Genomic DNA, 18,964 nt, shown 5'->3' with positions numbered 1-18,964 from the left:
GCGGAGTTTCAGCGGAGACCGCCTTGGACGCCTCCACCATCACCAAGCCACGGCCGTCCTCCCTCGCGGCCGAGGCTGCCGACGCGGCGCTGTCTCCGACGGCGCCGCGTTCGGCCGTTCGCGCCCGCCCGGTCGTGCTCGGCCTGGTTTTGCCTGTCGCGCTGGCGCTGGGCTGGGAAGCCGCTGTGCGGCTCGGCCTCGCCCAGGGCCGGCTCATGCCGCCGCCTTCCAGGATCTTCGAGGCGTTCTGGAGCCTCGCCCGCACCGGCGATCTCTGGACCCATGTGGGCGCCACGCTCGGCCGCGTCCTGGCCGGCTTCGCCTTTGGGGCCCTGTTCGGAACGGCCGTGGGCGCGCTCGCCGGCGCCTCCGAGCGCTTCCGCTGGTTCTTCGACCCGACCCTGCAGGCCCTGCGCTCGGTCCCTTCCATCGCCTGGGTGCCGCTGTTCCTGCTCTGGTTCGGCATCTTCGAGACCTCGAAGATCATCCTGATCGCGGTCGGCGTGTTCTTCCCCGTCTATCTGGGCGTGGCCGGCGCCATCGAGGGCATCGACCGCAAGCTCCTGGAGGTGGGCCGCGTCTTCCGCCTGTCCGGCTTCGCCATGGTGCGCCGCGTGTTGCTGCCGGCCGTGCTGCCGGCCTGGATCCTGGCCCTGCGCTCGGGCCTCGGCCTCGGCTTCATGTTCGTGGTCGCCGCCGAGCTGATGGGCGCCTCCGAGGGCCTCGGCTACCTGCTGCTCGACGGCCAGCAGATGGGCCGGCCGGACCAGATCCTGGCGGCCATCATCGCCTTCGCGCTGCTCGGCAAGCTCTGCGACGGCGTGCTGGTCGCCATCGGGACGCCGCTCACGGCCTGGCAGGACACCCGGCGGGGACGGCTCTGATGTTCGTGGTCGATCGCCTCACCAAGACCTATGCGGATGGCGCCCGCGCGCTCCAGTCGGTGAACCTCGCCGTGGAGGAAGGCGAGATCCTCGCCGTCGTCGGCGGCTCCGGCTGCGGCAAGACCACGCTGCTGCGCCTCGTCGCCGGCCTCGACGCCGCCTCTGAAGGCGCGATCACCGTGGATGGCGAGCCCATCCTGGGCCCGCACCCGGCGGTCGGCATCGTCTTCCAGGAGCCCCGCCTGCTGCCCTGGCTGACGGTGGCCGACAACGTCGCCTTCGGCATCCAGGACCTGCCCCGCGCCGAGCGGCGGGACCGCGTGGTCCAGGCTCTCGACAAGGTTGGCCTCGCCGAGCACGCCCGGCGCTGGCCGCGGGAGCTGTCCGGCGGCCAGCAGCAGCGCGTGTCGATCGCCCGCGCCCTGGTCGCCCGCCCCAAGGTGCTGCTGCTGGACGAGCCCTTCTCGGCGCTCGACGCCTTCACCCGCGCCAGCCTGCACGACCACCTGCTGGCCCTGTGGGAGGCGAGCCGCCCCACGGTGGTGATCGTCACTCACGACGTCGAGGAAGCGGTCGCGCTGGCGGATCGCGTCGTGGTCATGCGCCCGCGCCCCGGCCGCGTGTTCGAGACCATCTCGGTGCGGGCCGCGCGCCCGCGCGACAAGCTCGCGCCCGGGTTCGACAAGGCCAAGCGCCGCGTGTTGAATGCGCTCGACCGGTCGCTTCGGCCGACCGAAGAACACCCGAACCCCACCGCCGGCGGCGCCGAGCTGTGGTGGTGAGCAACCCCAGGGAGAACAGAATGTCCGAGGCGATCGACGCGGGCGCGCTGCGCGCCATGCAGGCCCCCATCAAGGCCAAGTACAAGGAGGCGCCGGACGCGGCCGTGATCACCCTCAAGGCCTCCGGCGAGATCGACGAGGCCAAGATCGCCTGCAAGGTCGAGACCGGCCGCGCGCTGGCCGTCGCCGGCCTTCATCCCGCCACCGGCGGCTCCGGCGCGGAGCTCTGCTCCGGCGACATGCTGCTGGAGGCGCTGGTCGCCTGCGCGGGCGTGACCCTGAAGGCCGTCGCCACCGCCCTGGAGATCCCGCTCCGCAAGGGCGTGGTCCGCGCCGAGGGCGACCTCGACTTCCGCGGCACACTCGGCGTAGACCGCGAGGCCCCCGTCGGCTTCCGCGAGATCCGCCTGGCCTTCGACCTCGACACGGACGCCCCGCAGGAGAAGATCGACTCCCTGCTCAAGCTGACGGAGCGCTACTGCGTGGTCTTCCAGACCATCAACAACAAGCCGCAGCTCAGCGTGCAGGTGAACCGGGGCTGAGCGGCCCGCAAACCCGGGCGACAGCCCCATCATAGCGAGGCGAAGCAATCCGGCGGTTCAGCGCCGCGTCCTGGATTGCTTCGTCGCTGCGCTCCTCGCCAGGACGGCTGAGCGCTTAGGCCCGTCCAACCTTGTCCTCGATCGTCTCCCAGATGGAGACCGCGAGGTCCGGCCCGCCCAGGCGCTTGATGGCCCGGATGCCGGTGGGCGACGTGACGTTGATTTCGGTAAGGTTGCCAGCGATCACGTCGATTCCGACGAACATAAGCCCCATCTCGCGCAGGCGCGGGCCGATCGTGTCGCAGATCTCCCGCTCGCGGTCGGACAGCATGGTGGTCTCGGCCGCCCCGCCGCGCACCATGTTGGAGCGGATGTCGTTCTCCGCGGGCACGCGATTCACCGCCCCGAGCGCCACGCCGTCCACCAGGATGATGCGCTTGTCGCCCTCGCTCACCTGGGGCAGGAAGCGCTGCACCACCCAGGGCTCCCGGAAGGTGACGGAGAACAGGTCGAACAGGGAGCCGAAGTTCGGGTCCTTCCGGCCCACCTTGAACACCGCCGCGCCGCCGTTGCCGTAGAGCGGCTTCATCACGATGTCGCCGTGCTCCTCCCGGAAGGCGTTGATGGCGTCCATGTCGCGCGTGATCAGCGTCGGCGGCATGAGCTGCGGAAACTCGGTGACGAAGATCTTCTCCGGCGCGTTGCGCACGTGAATGGGGTTGTTCACCACCAGCGTCCTGGGATGCACCCGCTCCAGGAGGTGCGTGGTGGTGATGTAGGCGAGGTCGAAGGGCGGGTCCTGCCGCAGCAGCAGCACGTCCATGTCGGCCACGTTGCGCCGCTCCATTTCGCCCAGCGTGAAGTGGTCGCCCTTCACGTCCCGCACTTCAACCGGCTGCATGGGCGCGGTCACGACGCCGTCGCGCATCGAGAGCTTGTCGGGGGTGTAGTAGAACAGCCGGTGTCCGCGCGCCTGCGCCTCGAGCATCAGCGCGAAGGTGGAGTCCCCAGCGGTGTTGATGCGCTCGATGGGGTCCATCTGGACAGCGACGGTCAACGGCATGGGGATCTCCTGGACGCGGGCGGCCGAACCGGCCGGGCCGGCACCTTGTCCCGCTTCCCTGTGCGGCGCAACCCGCAGGGAGCTTGCATGCGCGCAAGCTCACATCCAGAGGGTGAACGCGTCCGGGATGTGCCGCGGCCACCGCCAGGGCGCGAGCAGCACGGCGTCGCAGCGCAGCGTCATGGCCGAGGCCCACGGGTTGCGGGCGATCCATCGCCGCGCCGCCCGCTGGAAGCGCTGCTGCTTGACAGGGCCGATCGCCCACCCGGCCGCGTCCAGGTCTGCCCGCTGCTTCACCTCCACGAAGGCGATCACGGCGCCGCGCCGGCAGACGAGGTCGATCTCGCCCCCGTCCCCGGCGTAGCGCCAGGCCAGGATCCTGTAGCCTTTCGCGAGCAGGAACGCGGCCGCGACAATCTCCGCGTGCATCCCCCGCCGCAGCGCCGCCCGACGGTCGGACGGAGCGCGGCGGCTGGCCACGGCTATTCCTTCACCAGCGCGACGGCGCGGGCGTAGACGCGCTTGCGGGGCATGCCCGTCTCCTGGGCGACGATGGCTACGGCGTCCTTCACCGAGAGCTTGCCGAGGTGCGCGCGCAGCTTCGCGTCGATCGCTTCCTCGCTCTCGGCCGCGCTCGCCTCGGCCGCCTGCCCGGGCGGGCCGATCAGCACCACGATCTCCCCCTTGGGCGCGTCCTCGCCGGCGTAGCGCTCGGCGAGCTCGGTCAGGGAGCCACGGCGGACGTTCTCGTAATACTTGGTGAGCTCGCGCGCCACCGCGGCCGGGCGCTCGCCCAGCACGTCGCGCGCGTCGGCCAGCATCTCGGCCACGCGCCGGGGCGACTCGAAGAACACCAGCGTGCCGGGTACGGCCCGCAGGGCCTCCAGCCGCTCGCGCCGGGCTGCGCTCTTGGGCGGCAGGAATCCCTCGAAGAAGAAGCGGTCTGTGGGCAGGCCGGCGACCACCAGGGCGGCCAGGACGGCCGAGGGGCCGGGCACGCCGGTGACCGGCAGGCCCTCCGCGAGCGCCGCCTGCACCAGCTTGAAGCCGGGATCCGACACCAGCGGGGTGCCCGCGTCGGACACGAGCGCCAGCGCCTCGCCCTCCTTCAGGCGGGCCAGGATGCGCGGCCGCATCTCCTCGGCGTTGTGCTCGTGGTAGGGGATCAGCGGCGTGGTGATGCCATAGTGCGCCAGCAGGGTCTTGGTGACCCGGGTGTCCTCCGCCAGCACGGCGGCCGCCGCCGCGAGCGTGCCCAGCGCGCGGAACGACACGTCTCCCAGGTTGCCGATGGGAGTCGCAACCACATGCAGGCCGGGCGCGATGGGCGTCGCTTCCGCCCGCATGCCGAAGGCCGTGAAGCCCGACAGGCGCTCGGCCCCGGTCCCGTGATGGCTGTGTTGCGTCATTGCCTCGATTCCCGTCCGATCGACCATCGCACGCCCGCGCCGGCTTCGCAAAAGCGGGCCGGGCCGGTACACAGGAGTCAGCAATCACGGCTGGCCAGGCTTGCGCCTGGCGGATCCGGACGAGCCCGGGGGCGGGCGCGCCAGGGGAGAGGGCAGGTCGTGCCAGGGATGGGAACGGACGCGTCGCGCAGGGCGCTTCTCCGCGGGATGGGCGCGGGCGCCCTCGCGCTTTGCGCCGCCGGATGCAATGGAACGATGCCCGACCTCGGGCTGGGCGCCTCGCCCGAGCCGGCCGCTTCGGCCGACAAGGCCCAGGCGGAGCCCGAGCCCGGCAAGCTGCGCGTCGCCTTGCTGCTGCCCTTGTCGGCCGCCGGGCAGACCGGCGTCGCCGCCGCAAGTCTCCGGAACGCGGCTGAAATGGCTGTCGCCGAGTTCCCGAACTCTAAGGTCGCCCTGCTGGTCAAGGACGACCGGGGCGCCGCCGACGGAGGCCGCGAGGCGGCCCAGCAGGCGCTGGCGGAGGGCGCCGAAGTCATCGTCGGCCCTCTCTTCGCCCCATCCGTGCAGGCCGCCGGGCAGGTTGCGGGCCAGGCCGGCAAGCCGGTGATCGCCTTCTCCACGGACGCCGCCGTGGCGGCCAGGGGCGTTTACCTGCTCAGCTTCATGCCGGAATCCGAAGTGGACCGCATCGTCGGCTATGCCGCCTCGCGCGGGAAGCGCTCGATCGCCGCCATGATCCCGAATACGGCCTACGGAACGGTCGTCACCGCCGCCTTCCAGGAGGCTGCGGCCCGCTATGGCGTGAGGGTCGCCGCGCTGGAGCGCTACAACCAGGACAAGCCCTCCGTCGAGGTCGCCGCCAGGCGCATCGCCGCCCTCGGCGATCAGGCGGACGCCCTGCTCCTGCCGGACAGTGGCGACGGCCTGGCCCTGGTCGCCCCCGCGCTCGCCGCGGCCGGCCTCGGCGACGCGAAGCTGCAACTGCTCGGCACAGGGCTGTGGGACGAACCGCGCGTGTTCGGCTCCAGGGTGCTGCAGGGCGGCTGGTACGCCGCGCCCGACAAGGCCGGCTTCAACAACTTCGCCGCACGCTACCGCGCCCGCTTCGGCGCCGACCCGACCCGAATCGCCACTTTGGCTTTCGACGCGGTCTTCCTCGTGAATGCGCTTTCGAGCAAATACGGCGCCCAGGCCTTCGCCGAGGCGACCTTCACCAACCCGGAGGGGGTGGTCGGCACGGACGGGCTGTTCCGCTTCCGCCAGGACGGGACCAACCAGCGCGGCTTGGCCGTGCTGCAGGTCGGAGCGGGCTCGTCCAGCGTGATCAGCGCGGCCCCCCGCAGCTTCGCGGCAGGCATGTAAGGACCGCTCGCAGGCGTTCACCCCCACAGGCGCCCTTGATTTTCCGCGTCGCGAGGCTGATATCCGGGCCATCTTCCAGACATCTCCGTGTATAAAGCGACGCCATGACCCAACCTGACCCGCAGACCGAGAACGCTGTCGACACGGCCGCGGACGGCCCCGAGGCCTCGGCCGGCGCTGGCGCCCAGCAGGGCGGCGAGCCCGAGCGCGACATCCATTCGGTGATCGAGGCGCTCAACGCCGAGAATGCGTCCCTCAAGGACAAGGTGCTGCGCACGCTGGCCGAAATGGAGAACCTGCGCCGTCGCACCGAGAAGGAAGTGGCGGACGCGCGCGCCTACGCCACCACGAACTTCGCCAAGGACATGCTCACGGTGGCGGACAACCTACGCCGCGCCCTGGAGAGCCTGCCGGCCGAGGCCGCCGAGGCCGCCGACCAGGCCCTCAAGGCCCTCAAGGAGGGCGTGGAGCTCACCGAGCGCGACCTTCTGAAGACGCTCGAGCGCCACGGCATCCGCAGGATCGACCCTAAGGGCGAGAAGTTCGACCCGAACTTCCATCAGGCCATGTTCGAGGTCCAGAACCCCGCCGTGCCGCATGGCTCGGTCTTCGAGGTGGTTCAGCCCGGATTCGTCATCGGCGAGCGCGTCCTGCGCCCCGCCCTGGTCGGCGTCGCCCGCGGCGGCCCCAAGCCCGGCGCCAATGGCGCGGACGCCTCGGTCGACAAGCAGGCGTAAGCTTCTCACCGGTCCTTGCTAGCGAACCGAAGGGCTCCAGCGGGCCGGGCGCCGTGTATGGACTCCGCCCGACACCTGCACGCCGTCATCCCCGGCGCCCTGCAGGCGCGCGAAGGGGATCCAGGACAAGGCGCGCGGCCCTCCACCCGTCTTTGCGAGGAGCGCAGCGACGAAGCAATCCAGCGGCCGCGGGACGCCAACCTGTGCGCCCGGCCGCCTCTGGATTGCTTCGCTGCGCTCGCAATGACGGACAGGCGCGGTCGCCTGTTCCCTTCCTCTGTCATCCAGCCGTTGCGCCTGAGTTGCCTCTTCGCTAGGACGGCGAAGCGTTACGGCTCGTCCGGCACGGCCCAGCAGGCGACGCGGCGGCCGTGCTTGAAGTCGAGCCCGGGCATCTGCTTGGGGCAGGGCTCGAAGGCGAGCGGGCAGCGCGGGTTGAAGGGGCAGCCGCTCGGCGGATTGAAGGGGGAGGGCAACTCCCCCTGCAGCACGATCCGCTCCTTCTTGGCCCCGGGATCCGCCACCGGCGTCGCGGACAGCAGCGCCCGCGTGTAGGGATGCTGCGGCGCGGAGAAGATGGCGTCCCGCGTGCCGACCTCCACAGCGTGGCCCAGATAGATCACCATGATCTCGTCGGCGATGTGCCGGACGACCGACAGGTCGTGCGAGATGAACAGGTAGGCGAGCTGGAATTCCTGCTGCAGTTCTGCGAGCAGGTTCAGCACCTGGGCGCGGATCGACACGTCCAGCGCCGAAACCGGCTCGTCCAGCACCAGGATCTTCGGCCGCAGCATCAGGGCCCGCGCGATGGCGATGCGCTGGCGCTGGCCGCCGGAGAACATGTGCGGGTAACGCTCCACATATTCCGGCCTGAGGCCGACGCGCGCCATCATGTCCCGCGCCGCCTTCTTGCGCTCGGCGGCGGACAGGCTCGTGTTGACGATCAGAGGCTCCTCCAGGGCAGCCCCGATGGTCTGGCGCGGATTGAGCGAACCATACGGGTTCTGGAAGACGATCTGCACCTCGCTGCGCAGCCGGCGGCGGTCCGCCCTGGAGGCGTGCACGAGGTCCACGCCGTTGATCTTGAGCGTGCCCTCCGTGGGCTCCTCGATCATGGTGACGAGGCGCGCCAGGGTGGACTTGCCCGAGCCGGACTCGCCCACCACCGCCAGCGTCTTGCCGGCTTCGAGGTCGAACGAGACGCCCTTCAGCGCCTTCACGGTGGCGAGGGGCGAGAACATGCCGCGCTTCGCGCTGTAGTCGCGCGAGAGGTTGCGGCCTTCGAGGACGACGGTCACGCGGCCTGCTCCCGGTTGGTGGGCTGACCCTTCACCAGGGCGTAGTGGCACAGGGCGGAACCCAGCTCGGGCGGCGCCGGCGGCGGCGGGACCCGGCGGCACAGGTCCGTCGCGAAGGCGCAGCGCGGCGAGAACAGGCACCCGACGGGCCGGTCGAACTGGCCCGGCACCACGCCCGGGATGCTCGGCAGGATGCGCCCGGTCGCCCGTTCCGGCAGGGCGGCGAGCAGCGCCGCCGTGTAGGGGTGATGCGGGTCCGAGAACAACCCGGCCGTCTCCTGCTTCTCCACCTGCTGGCCGGCGTACTGCACCACCACGCGGTGGGCGGTCTCGGCCACCACCCCCATGTCGTGCGTGATGAGCACCAGGCCCATCCCGGTCTCCTTCCGGAGCCGCAGCAGCAGGTCGAGGATCTGCGCCTGGATGGTGACGTCCAGCGCCGTGGTGGGCTCGTCCGCGATCAGCAGCTTCGGCCGGCAGGCGATCGCCATGGCGATCATGACGCGCTGGCTCATGCCGCCCGAGAGCTGGTGCGGGAAGGCCGAGAGCCGCCGCGCGGGGTCGGTGATGCCAACCTCCTCCAGGAGCTCGATCGCGCGCTTCTTGCGCGCCGCCCGGTCCAGCTTGAGATGCGTCTTCAGCGTTTCGCCCAACTGGAAGCCCACCGTGAAGCACGGGTTCAGCGACGTCATCGGCTCCTGGAAGATCATCGCGATGTCGCGGCCGATGATCTTGCGGCGGTCCCTGTCCGAGATCGTCAGCAGGTCGCGGCCGTCGAAGCGCATGGCGTCCGCGGTCACGGTGGCGGTCCATGGCAGCAGGCCCATGACGGCCAGCATCGCCACGGACTTGCCGGAGCCCGACTCGCCCACGATGGAGACGACGTCGTTCTGGTCCACGGTGAGGTCCACCCCGTCCACGGCCTTGAACTGCCCGGAGCGAGTCGCGAACGACACAGAGAGGTTGCGGATTTCGAGGAGGCTCATCGGTTCAGCTCCTCTTCAGCTTGGGATCGAGCGCGTCGCGCAGGCCGTCGCCCATCAGGTTGATGGCCACGACGGTGACCAGGATGGCGAGGCCCGGCAGGGTCACGATCCACGGGTTGGAGCGGATGAACTCCCGGCTGTCCGCCAGCATGGCGCCCCATTCGGGCGTGGGCGGCTGCGCGCCCAACCCCAGGAAGCCGAGCGCGGCGGCCTCCAGGATGGCGTTGGACACGCCGAGCGCAGCCTGCACGATCAGCGGCGCCAGGCAGTTCGGCAGGATGGTGACGAACATCAGCCGCAGCGTGCCCACGCCCGCCACCCGCGACGCGGTGACATAGTCCTTGCCGAGCTCGCCGAGCGCCGAGGCGCGGACCAGGCGCACATAGCTAGGCAGGTACACGATCGCGACCGCCACGATGGTGTTGGTGAGGCTCGGGCCAAGCACCGCCACCACCAGGATGGCGAGCACCAGTCCGGGCACGGACAGGATCAGGTCCATGATCCGCATGATCACGGTGTCCACGACGCCGCCCAGGAAGGCGGCCGTGAGGCCCATCAGCACGCCTACCACCACGGACGTCGCCATCACCGCGATGCCGATGAACAGCGAGATGCGTGCGCCGTAGATGAGCCGGGTCAGCGTGTCGCGCCCGAGCGCGTCGGTGCCCAGGACGAACTGCCAGTTGCCGCCGTCTTCCCAGGCCGGCGGCAGCTTGGTGAAGTCCCGGAACTGCTCGTAGGGCGAATAGGGCGACACGACGTGGGCGAAGATCGCCAGCAGGGCGATGACGACCAGCACGACGAGGCCGCCGACCGCGCCCTTGTTCTCGGAGAAGGAGGCCCAGAAGGCCCGCAGCGGGCCGGGCGGGGCCGGCTGCGCCGGCTGGGCGGCGAGCGCGTCAACGGCCATGGCGGATCCTCGGGTTGATGGCGCCGTACAGGACGTCGATGATGAGGTTCACGACGATCACCATCGACGAGATGAGCAGAATGCCGCCCTGCAGGGCGGGGTAGTCGCGCCGGCCGATTGCCTCGATCAGCCACTTCCCGACCCCTGGCCAGGAGAAGATCGTCTCAGTCAGCACCGCGCCGGCGAGCAGCGTGCCGACCTGCAGGCCCACGATGGTGACCACCGGGATCAGCGCGTTGCGCAGGGCATGGAAGCCGATCACCCGGAAGGGCGACAGGCCCTTGGCCCGCGCGGTCCGGACGTAGTCCTCGCTCAGCACCTCCAGCATGGAGGAGCGCGTCATGCGGGCGATCACGGCGAGCGGCACCGTGCCCAGCACGATGGTGGGCAGGATGAGGTGGTGCAGCGCCGACCAGAACGCGCCCGGCTGGTCCGACCTCAGCGCGTCGATCAGCATGAAGCCGGTGACCGGCTCGAAGTAGTAGTTGATCAGGTCGATGCGGCCGGACACCGGGGTCAGCCCCCAGCGCTCCGACACCAGCATGATCAGCAGCAGGCCCCACCAGAAGATCGGCATGGAGAAGCCGGTCACGGCCGCGCCCATGAGCGTGTGGTCGAACCAGCTACCGCGCTTCACGGCGGCGGTGACGCCGGCTGGGACGCCCAGGACCACGGCGAACAGCATGGCCGAGAGCGACAGCTCCAGCGTCGCCGGGAACAGGGAGAAGAACTCGGTCAGCACCTTCTCGTTGGTGACGATCGACGTGCCGAAGTCCCCGTGCAGCAGCTGCCACACATAGTCGAGGAACTGCTTCCAGATCGGCTGGTCGAGCCCGAGCTCATGACGGAACTGGGCCAAGCGTTCGGGCGAAATGCCCCGTTCGCCGGTCCGCACCTCGACCGGGTCGCCCGGCACCATGCGGATGGCCACGAAGGTCACGAACATCAGGGCGAAGAAGGTGGGCAGCGTCAGCGCCGCACGCTTCAGGAGAAACTTGATCATCGAATCCTACGCGGGATCGCCAGCGCCGCCCGCGGCGGCCGCTGTCTAGCATGCATGGAAGGCGCCGTTCGCCGGGTCGGAAGCGCGGCGAGGGCGGCGCGTCCGGAAGCCCATGCCTCAAGGACCGGACCGGCGGAGCGCTTGCGCGCATCCGCCGGTCCTGCGTCGTTCACGCCGGAGGGGGCGAGCCCTCCAGGTCCGTCACTTCAGGTCGACCCCATAGAACTCGTGGCGGTTGAAGGGGCTCATCTTGTAGCCGACCACTTCCTTGCGCATCGGCTCGAACACGATGGAGTGCGCGATGGTCATGTCCGGAGCGTCTTCCTTCTGGATGACCTGCATCTCCTCGTACAGCTTGGTGCGCTCCTTCTGGTCGGCCGAGGCGGCCGCCTTCTTCAGGCGGTCGTCGAACTCCTTGTTGCACCACTTGGACAGGTTCTGGCCGCCCGGGCGGGCCGCCGCGCAGCCGCGCAGGAAGAAGAAGTTGTCCGGGTCGCCGTTGTCGCCGGTCCAGCCGAGCTGGCCGGTGATGTGCTCGCCCTGCTGCATGCGCTTGCGGTACTCGCCCCACTCGTAGGTCACGAGCTTGGCGTTGATGCCGATCTTGGCGAGGTCCGCCTGCATCATCTCGGCGATGCGCTTGCCGTTCGGGTTGTAGGGGCGCTGCACCGGCATGTACCAGAGGTCGATGTCGAGCGGCGTCTTCACGCCGGCCTTGTCGAGCAGCTCCTTGGCCTTGGCCTGGTCGAACGGATAGTCCTTCACGTTGTCGTTGTAGGACCAGATCGTCGGCGGGATCAGGTTCTTGGCCGGCTGGCCCGAGCCCAGGTAGACGTCGCGGATGATCGCCGCCTTGTCGACGGCCATGTTCATGGCCTGGCGCACTTCCTTCTTGTCGAAGGGCGGCTTCTGCGTGTTGAACGACCAGTAGGCGATGTTGAGGCCCGGCTGCTGCATCAGCTGCAGCGACGCGTCCTTCTTGATCTCCTGCAGGTCGGCCGGGCGCGGGTAGCCCATATGGTGGCACTCGCCCTTGCGCAGCTTCGCCAGGCGGGCCGTCGGGTCCGGCGTGATGGCGAACACGAGGTCGTCGACCAGCGCCTTCTCCTTGCCGAAGTAGTCCTTGTTGGCCTTGAAGCGGATCACCGCGTCCTTCTGGTAGTTCACGAAGGTGAACGGACCGGTGCCGACCGGGATCTGGTCCATGAGCTCGGGCTTGCCCTGCTTCAGCAGGAAGTCGCCGTACTCGGCCGAGTGGATCGAGGCGAAGTCCATGGCCAGGTTGGCCATCATGGGCGCGCTCGGCTCATTGAGCGTCATGACGACCGTATAGTCGTCCTTCTTCTCGATGCTCTTGAGCAGCTTCGGCATGTCCATGTCGTTGAAGTAGTCGTACTTCCCGCCGGACACCTTGTGGAACGGATGGTCCTCCTTCCACTGCCGGTTGAACGAGAACAGCACGTCGTCCGCATTGAAGTCGCGGGTCGGCTTGAAGTCCTTGGTGGAATGGAACTTCACGCCCTTGCGGAGGTGGAAGGTGATGACCTTGCCGTCGTCGGAGATCTCCCACTTCTCGGCCAGGCCCGGGACCACGTTGGTGGTGCCGCGCTCGAACTCCACCAGTTGGTTGAACACGGGCCGCGCCGCGTCGAAGCTGGTGCCGGTGGTGTTGAGGGCCGGGGTGAAGTTCTCGGGGCTGCCTTCCGAGCAATAGACGAGCGTCTTGGCCGAAACGGCCGTCGAGCCCATCAACAGGGCGGCGATCCCCAGGCCGATCAGGCCTTTGGCGGATGCGTGGCGTGACATCAACTTCCCCTCATGTGTTTTATCGGGGTCAAGGACCCCGGCCGTCAGCGACAGCGTGGCGCTTAGCAAAGCGCGTTTCCGGCTCGCGCGCAACGCCATCCCCCGGCCACATTTGGCAGATTTCGCAGCCAAGGCAAGACCATGCCTCTTGTTGCGCCGATCAACCAATGGGGGCAATATGGAGGTTGTTTCAAACGATTTAGCGGACCGGAAATGAAGAGCCTCGACGTTCTGGCGATGGGCGAGCCCATGCTGGAGTTCAGCCAGGTTGAGCGCGGGGGCGAGACGCTGTTCCTGCCCGGCTACGGCGGCGACACATCCAACGCCGCCGTCTCGGCGGCCCGCAACGGCGCCAAGGCCGCCTATTTCACGGCGCTCGGCGACGACCCGTTCGGTCGGCAGATCCTGGGGCTCTGGGAACGCGAAGGCGTCGACGCCTCTACGGTCATCCGACGTCCGGGAGCTCACACCGGCATCTACTTCATCAGCCACGATGGCGAGGGGCACCATTTCAGCTATCTGCGCGCTGGCTCGGCGGCGAGCCTCGTGAGCCCCGGCGAAGTGCCGGCCGCCCAGGTGGCGGCCGCCCGCGTTCTCCATGTCTCGGCCATCAGCCAGGCTATCTCGGATTCAGCCTGCGACGCGGTCTTTCACGCGCTCAAGGTGGCCCGCGAGGCGGGCACGGCGGTTTGCTACGACACCAACCTGCGCCTGCGATTGTGGCCGCTGGAGCGCGCTCGCGCCATCGTGCATGCGGCCGTCGCCATGAGCGACATCGCGCGCCCGGGCCTGGACGACGCGCGGCAGCTCACCGGGCTGCACTCACCGGAGGAGATCTGCCGCTTCTACCTGTCCCTCGGCTGCAGGATCGTGGCGCTCACCATGGGCGTGGACGGCGCCATGGTGGCGACCCCGGGCGAGACCCGTGTCATTCCGGCCCACAAGGTCGCGGCCGTGGACGCCACGGGGGCTGGCGACGCCTTCGACGGAGCATTTCTGGCCCAATGGCTGCGGTCCGGCGATCCCTTCGCGTCCGCGGACTACGCCAACGCGGCCGCCGCTTTGTCGACGCTGGGCTACGGCGCCGTCGCGCCGCTTCCGCGCCGGGCGGACGTGGAGGCGTTTCTCGCCGCGTGCTGAACCCGCTCACGCGGGATCGTGAGTTGCCGTGATCGCCGCAGGGCGCTTGATTTGGGGCGATCCTGCGCGATCTGCGCATGAGGCTGGGCCAACAATCGCCTGGCCTGCCCGGAGACTCACGATGTCCTTCCGTCCCCCGTCCATCCCTCCTTCGGAGATCACGCCGCGCGAGGTGTTCCTCGATCGTCGCCGCCTGCTTCAGGGCGCCGCAGGTCTGGGGGCGCTCGCCCTGGGGGGAGGCGCTGCGAGCGCCGCTGCGCCTGCCGCCGCGTCCACCCCCGCCTCTCTGAACGCCCCCCGCAACGCCGCTTTTAGCGTCGACGCGGAGCCCACCGCCAAGAAGATCGTCACCGGCTACAACAATTTTTACGAATTCGGCACCGGCAAATACGATCCGGCCGCTTCCGCGGACGCCATGAAGACCCGCCCGTGGACGATCGAGATCGCCGGCGAGGTGGAGAAGCCGCAGACCATCGACATCGAGGCCCTGCTGAAGATGCCGCTGCAGGAGCGGCTCTATCGCTTCCGCTGTGTCGAGGCCTGGTCGATGGTGGTGCCCTGGGTTGGCTTCGAGTTCAACCAGCTCGCCCGCCTCGCCGGTCCGACCAGCAAGGCGAAATACGTGAAGTTCACCACCGCCATGCAGCCGGAGACCATGCCGGGCCTGCGCATCCCGGTTCTGGACTGGCCCTACACCGAGGGCCTGCGCATCGATGAAGCCATGCACCCTCTGACGCTGCTCACGCTGGGCGTCTACGGCGAAACCCTGCCGAACCAGAACGGCGCGCCCGTGCGCCTGGTCGTGCCGTGGAAGTACGGCTTCAAGAGCGTGAAATCGATCGTCAAGATCGAGTTCGTCGAGAATGAGCCCAGCACGGCCTGGAACAAGGCGGCCGCCAACGAGTACGGCTTTTATTCCAACGTGAATCCGAACGTGGATCATCCGCGTTGGAGCCAGAAGCGCGAGCGCCTGCTGCCCTCGCTGTTCGCCAGCCGCCAGACGGAGCTCTTCAACGGCTATGCCGACCAGGTCGCCTCGCTCTACGCCGGCATGGACCTGAAGAAGAACTTCTGATGGCGCTCGCTGATTTGCCGGCCCCGGCCCGCGTGCGAAAGCCTGGCGCGCCGCGCCGAGGCGCGCCCCCTCCGGGCTGGACCCGCTGGGCCAAGCCCCTGGTTCTCGCAGCCGGTCTCGCTCCGCTGGCGCGCCTGGTCTACGGGGTCTTCTGGAATCCTGACCTCCTCGGCGCCAACCCGGCGGAGACGATCGAGCACGTCACCGGCGACTGGTGTCTCCAGTTTCTGCTCATCACCCTGGCGGTCACGCCCCTGCGGCGCCTCAGCGGCTGGAACTGGCCGATCAAGTTCCGTCGCATGCTGGGGCTGTTCGCCTTCTTCTACGGCGTCGTGCATTTGCTGGCCTATGTGGGCTTCGACATGCTGTTCGACCCGGCGGCCATCGGGAAGGACATCTGGAAGCGGCCCTTCGTCACCGTCGGCTTCTCGGCGCTCCTGTTGATGACCCCGCTGGCTGTCACCTCGACCAAGGGCTGGGTCCGTCGGCTCGGCGGGCCAGCCTGGGCCAGGCTCCACCGTCTCGTCTACGCGATCGCCGCTCTGGGCGTGCTCCACTATTGGTGGTTGGTCAAACGGGATATCACGTGGCCGGTCGCCTATGCGGCGATGCTGGCCGCCCTGCTCGGGTGGCGACTGTGGGCCAGGGGCCGGCGCCAGAAGGCGCAGGCGGCGCGGTTCGGCGAAGCCCGCTCCTGAAGCCCCGCTGCGCCCGGTGTGCGTTCCGGCACCTCGAAAACCGGCCTCCCGGGGGCAATGTGGCGTTGTCCGCATTCAAGGTCGCCTGGAGCGCCCCCCATGTCCGCCGCCATCCTGCCGTCCTCCCCTCGGCCCCGCCATCTCAGGCCCACGGCGCTCGTCGCAGGCGTGACTCTGGCCGGGCTCCTGGTCGGAGCCCTGCTGGGCTTCGTCGCGGTCGAGGCGGCGTCCTATTGGGTCGTGTCTGAGCCGATCATCCCCCCACACACGAATTCACAACCATAGGTTGCGATCGCGGGCGTCTGCCGCCTGCTTTTGCCGAATATTAATGAGCGGCAGGGCTAGATCTGTCTCAAGCTTTTGTTGAGGCAGACCCTATGAAAACCCCCCTGTTTCCGCTGGTCGCCCTCGGCGCTGCGCTCGGATTCTCGAACGCATCGGCCGCCGGTCCCCTGAATGTGCCTGGCACCGGCGACGGAATCGAAATGTTGCGGGCCGTCGGAGCCGCCTTCACGGCGGACAACCCCGAGATCCCTGTCGCCGTGCCCCCGAGCATCGGTTCGGGTGGCGCGGTCGTCGCCGTCGCGGGCGACCGCGAGGTGATCGGCCGCATCGCCCGTCCGCTTTCCGACACCGAGAAGGCGCAGGGCCTCGTGTTCACCCCCGTGGTGCGCATCCCCTCGGCTTTCTTCGTCCATGCGGACGCCAAGGTCTCCGAGCTCACCAGCAAGCAGATCGCGGACATCTATTCGGGCGAGGTCACCAACTGGAAAGACGTCGGCGGCGCCGACCTGCGCATCAAGGTTGTGCGTCGCGAGGACGGCGACAGCACGCTCGCCGTGCTGCGGGCTTCCATGCCTGGCTGGAAGGATCTCGTGCTCACCGGCAAGTCCAAGACGGCCCTGACCACCCAGGAAGCCGTCGAGACGGTCCGCGCCGTCGAGGGCTCCGTCGGCTTCGGCCCCTACTCCTCCGCGCTCAAGGACACGGTGGCGGTCGTCAAGATCGACGGCAAGGCGCCGACCGATCCTGGCTACCCCAGCGCGGTCGTGATGGGTCTCATCCACAAGGCCAGCACCGTGACGGCCGACGCCAAGGCCTTCATCGCCTACACGGGCGGCGACAAGGCCAGCGCCATCATCAGCGGGCTCGGCGGCGTGCCGATCGCCCAGTGAACCGTCCATGGCCGTTTTCCGCTCCCTCAGCGCGCGACTGATCACCGTCACCCTGGCGGCGACCAGCGTCGCGCTGGTCGCGATCGTGGGCGGAACGGTCATGCGCGTCGAAAGCGGGCTGCAGGACCAATCGCGCGAGCTCGAGCGGCTCTCCGTCGCCAAGATGACGGAGCAACTGGGCAGCCAGGCCGGCCTCGCCCGCGCCCGCATCGACACGCTGCAGAACGACGTGGCCCGGCGGCTGGGCGTGGTGGCTCAGCGCGCCGATATCGTGCGCGGGATCCAGTCCCGCAATGTGGTCGCGATGAGCGAACCGCTGGACGCGGCCGTCCGCGCCGCCAACCTCGACCTCATCGTCGTGCTCGACCCCAAGTCGAGGGTCGTCGGCTCCTCGTCCAAGCGGGCCGACCTCCTTCAAATGGACGAAGCCCTTCGCCGCAGCCCCTTCATGAAGGCGGTCCTGCCGCTGCTGGACGGCAACGACCGGGCTTCTCCTCGCGAGCACAAGGCTTTCGTCTGGATCGATTCCACCACCGCGTCCCAGCTGGACCTCGGGCCGCGGCCGCTGCTCGCCATGGTGTTCGCGGAGCCGGTCTTCGACGACTTCGGCGACCTTGCGGCCGTGCTGGTGGGCCTGCGCCAGCTGCGCCCGGAGGAGAAGGTCCTCCAGGATTTCGCCACCATCACCGGATCGGGGGTGATCGTCCAGGTCGGGGGCGAGGTGGTGTCGGCCTCGGGCTTGCCCACCTCCGGCTTGCCGGCCGACGGCCTCCGCCTTCGCCGACTCCCGGGGGCGGCGGCGCTGCTTGAATCGGAAAACCATCGCTTCGTCGCCAACTGCGTCGATCTGGTCGAAGATATGCGCGTCTGCGCCCTGGTGCCCCGCAAGGAGGTCTACGCCTTGCGCGACGAAACCGTGCGCATTGGCGAGGCCCACGCCCGCGACGTGATGGAGTGGCTGATCATCGCCGGCGCCCTGGCGTTGTCCCTGGTCGGCGGCCTGGCGCTGTTCGTCTCCCAGCGCATGAGTCAGGCCATCGGCCGCATCACCCAGGCGGTCACGGCGGTCGCCCAGGGGGACTGGCGCGCCAAGGTGAGCGGCGTCGAGCGCCGCGACGAGATCGGCGCGATCGCCCGGGCGGTGCTGCTGCTGCAGCGCTCCATGGAGGAACGCGACAAGCTGCGCTCCGACGTGGCGGGCGCCGAGGAGGTCCGCCGCCGCAGCGCGGCCCTGGACGCCGCGATCCACCGCTTCGACAACGCGATGCAGTCGGTCCTGAAGAGCGTCCAGGAATGCGTGGACGCCATGAACGAGAGCGCCCAGGGCCTGGACGAGATCTCGCGCCACGCCAAGGACGAGGCGGGCTCCACCGTCCGCGCCTCCAAGCAGACCACCTCCTCCGTGATGGTGGTGGACTCGGCCACGGGCCAGCTGAGCGAGGCCATCCGCAGCGTTTCCGACAAGGTGAGCGCCACCGCGGACGTCATCGTGCGGGGCAACGACACCGCCATGGCGGCCACCCGCAAGGTCGGCGGCCTCCTGGAGGCGGCCAACCAGATCGGCGCCGTCGTGCGCATGATCGAGGGCATCGCCGCCCAGACGAACCTGCTCGCCCTCAACGCAACCATCGAGGCGGCGCGCGCCGGCGAGGCGGGCCGCGGCTTCGCCGTGGTGGCCAACGAGGTGAAGGCCCTCGCCGGCGAGACCGGCAAGGCCACCGACGTCATCGCCGGCAAGGTCGCCGCCATCCAGGAAGCCACGAACGACGCGGTCCGCTCGATCGACACGATCGCCCAGTCCTTCTCGGACGTGCTGACCGAGACCACAGTGATCCGCCAGGTGGTGCAGAACCAGTCGGAGGCGACCGAGCAGATCGCCGACAGCGTCTCCTCCGCCTTCGAGGGCGCGGGCGCGCTGTGCGTCAGCGTCGAAAACCTGGGCGGCACCGTCGAAAGCGCGCGCATCGCCACGGTCGACGTCGTCGCCATGGCGGCCCGCATGGCCGACGAGGCCCGGCGCCTGGACGCCGCCGTGAAATCCTTCCTGGCCGAGGTCGCCGCCGCCTGAGCGCGGCGCCGGAGGACCCCTCGGCG

The 18,964-nt window shown here is 69.3% G+C and carries 19 protein-coding genes; 11 read left to right on the top strand and 8 right to left on the bottom strand.

Going from position 1 to position 18,964, the window contains the following annotated elements; translation table 11 throughout:
• Positions 1-89: 89 nt before the first annotated feature.
• Genes SLNSH_RS10850 through SLNSH_RS10840 form a run of 3 tightly spaced genes read left to right on the top strand, consistent with a single transcriptional unit; the run spans position 90 to position 2,208 of the window.
• Positions 90-884: an ABC transporter permease gene (locus tag SLNSH_RS10850; protein ID WP_245422258.1), complete on the top strand. Its 795-nt coding sequence runs from the start codon at positions 90-92 to the stop codon at positions 882-884.
• Positions 884-1,666: an ABC transporter ATP-binding protein gene (locus tag SLNSH_RS10845; RefSeq protein WP_106336934.1), complete on the top strand. Its 783-nt coding sequence runs from the start codon at positions 884-886 to the stop codon at positions 1,664-1,666. Before SLNSH_RS10850 ends, SLNSH_RS10845 begins: the two co-directional genes overlap by 1 nt.
• Positions 1,667-1,698: 32 nt before the next feature.
• Entirely contained in the window at positions 1,699-2,208 is a 510-nt protein-coding gene (locus tag SLNSH_RS10840; protein WP_106337133.1) for an OsmC family protein, read from the top strand.
• A 115-nt stretch (positions 2,209-2,323) separates the two neighbouring features.
• Here SLNSH_RS10840 and gshB read toward each other — a convergent pair whose 3' ends face one another.
• The 3 genes from gshB to rsmI all read right to left on the bottom strand — a co-directional run bounded on the left by gshB (position 2,324) and on the right by rsmI (position 4,680).
• On the bottom strand, positions 2,324-3,271 hold the full coding sequence (gshB, locus tag SLNSH_RS10835; protein ID WP_106336932.1) for a glutathione synthase: 948 nt from the start codon (positions 3,269-3,271) through the stop codon (positions 2,324-2,326).
• A 99-nt stretch (positions 3,272-3,370) separates the two neighbouring features.
• Complete coding sequence (locus SLNSH_RS10830) at positions 3,371-3,751, bottom strand: YraN family protein (protein ID WP_280954467.1); 381 nt, start codon at positions 3,749-3,751, stop codon at positions 3,371-3,373.
• A gap of 2 nt (positions 3,752-3,753) precedes the next feature.
• Positions 3,754-4,680, bottom strand: coding sequence for a 16S rRNA (cytidine(1402)-2'-O)-methyltransferase (rsmI, locus tag SLNSH_RS10825; RefSeq protein ID WP_106336930.1), 927 nt, complete (start codon positions 4,678-4,680; stop codon positions 3,754-3,756).
• Between the two features lie 255 nt (positions 4,681-4,935).
• On the opposite strand from rsmI, the gene SLNSH_RS10820 reads away from it, so the two are divergent.
• Positions 4,936-6,042: a penicillin-binding protein activator gene (locus SLNSH_RS10820; RefSeq protein ID WP_245422242.1), complete on the top strand. Its 1,107-nt coding sequence runs from the start codon at positions 4,936-4,938 to the stop codon at positions 6,040-6,042.
• Positions 6,043-6,146: 104 nt separating this feature from the next.
• Entirely contained in the window at positions 6,147-6,779 is a 633-nt protein-coding gene (gene grpE, locus SLNSH_RS10815; protein WP_106336927.1) for a nucleotide exchange factor GrpE, read from the top strand.
• A 329-nt stretch (positions 6,780-7,108) separates the two neighbouring features.
• Here the strand turns inward: grpE and SLNSH_RS10810 are convergent, their stop codons facing one another.
• The 5 genes from SLNSH_RS10810 to SLNSH_RS10790 all read right to left on the bottom strand — a co-directional run bounded on the left by SLNSH_RS10810 (position 7,109) and on the right by SLNSH_RS10790 (position 12,782).
• On the bottom strand, positions 7,109-8,020 hold the full coding sequence (locus SLNSH_RS10810) for a dipeptide ABC transporter ATP-binding protein (protein WP_245422254.1): 912 nt from the start codon (positions 8,018-8,020) through the stop codon (positions 7,109-7,111).
• Positions 8,021-8,073: 53 nt separating this feature from the next.
• Complete coding sequence (locus SLNSH_RS10805; protein WP_106336923.1) at positions 8,074-9,063, bottom strand: ABC transporter ATP-binding protein; 990 nt, start codon at positions 9,061-9,063, stop codon at positions 8,074-8,076.
• A gap of 4 nt (positions 9,064-9,067) precedes the next feature.
• Entirely contained in the window at positions 9,068-9,973 is a 906-nt protein-coding gene (locus tag SLNSH_RS10800) for an ABC transporter permease subunit (protein ID WP_106336921.1), read from the bottom strand.
• A complete protein-coding gene (locus SLNSH_RS10795) occupies positions 9,963-10,976 on the bottom strand; it encodes an ABC transporter permease subunit (protein ID WP_106336920.1) in 1,014 nt (337 codons plus the stop codon). Before SLNSH_RS10795 ends, SLNSH_RS10800 begins: the two co-directional genes overlap by 11 nt.
• Positions 10,977-11,177: 201 nt before the next feature.
• Complete coding sequence (locus SLNSH_RS10790; RefSeq protein WP_106336918.1) at positions 11,178-12,782, bottom strand: ABC transporter substrate-binding protein; 1,605 nt, start codon at positions 12,780-12,782, stop codon at positions 11,178-11,180.
• Positions 12,783-12,995: 213 nt separating this feature from the next.
• On the opposite strand from SLNSH_RS10790, the gene SLNSH_RS10785 reads away from it, so the two are divergent.
• The 6 genes from SLNSH_RS10785 to SLNSH_RS10760 all read left to right on the top strand — a co-directional run bounded on the left by SLNSH_RS10785 (position 12,996) and on the right by SLNSH_RS10760 (position 18,938).
• Complete coding sequence (locus tag SLNSH_RS10785) at positions 12,996-13,922, top strand: sugar kinase (RefSeq protein ID WP_106336916.1); 927 nt, start codon at positions 12,996-12,998, stop codon at positions 13,920-13,922.
• 121 nt (positions 13,923-14,043) lie between these two features.
• Positions 14,044-14,997: a protein-methionine-sulfoxide reductase catalytic subunit MsrP gene (gene msrP, locus SLNSH_RS10780; protein WP_106336914.1), complete on the top strand. Its 954-nt coding sequence runs from the start codon at positions 14,044-14,046 to the stop codon at positions 14,995-14,997.
• Entirely contained in the window at positions 14,997-15,695 is a 699-nt protein-coding gene (locus SLNSH_RS10775; RefSeq protein WP_196240237.1) for a protein-methionine-sulfoxide reductase heme-binding subunit MsrQ, read from the top strand. The genes msrP and SLNSH_RS10775 overlap by 1 nt, the downstream gene beginning before the upstream one ends.
• A 99-nt stretch (positions 15,696-15,794) precedes the next feature.
• Entirely contained in the window at positions 15,795-15,980 is a 186-nt protein-coding gene (locus tag SLNSH_RS10770) for a hypothetical protein (protein ID WP_106336912.1), read from the top strand.
• Between the two features lie 92 nt (positions 15,981-16,072).
• Positions 16,073-16,870: a PstS family phosphate ABC transporter substrate-binding protein gene (locus tag SLNSH_RS10765; protein WP_106336911.1), complete on the top strand. Its 798-nt coding sequence runs from the start codon at positions 16,073-16,075 to the stop codon at positions 16,868-16,870.
• A 7-nt stretch (positions 16,871-16,877) separates the two neighbouring features.
• Entirely contained in the window at positions 16,878-18,938 is a 2,061-nt protein-coding gene (locus SLNSH_RS10760) for a methyl-accepting chemotaxis protein (protein WP_106336909.1), read from the top strand.
• Positions 18,939-18,964: the final 26 nt, after the last annotated feature.

The organism is Alsobacter soli (genome assembly GCF_003004785.1).
In the GTDB taxonomy this organism is placed as follows: Bacteria; Pseudomonadota; Alphaproteobacteria; order Rhizobiales; family Beijerinckiaceae; genus Alsobacter; species Alsobacter soli.
This window is presented reverse-complemented; position numbering and strand designations above follow the sequence as displayed.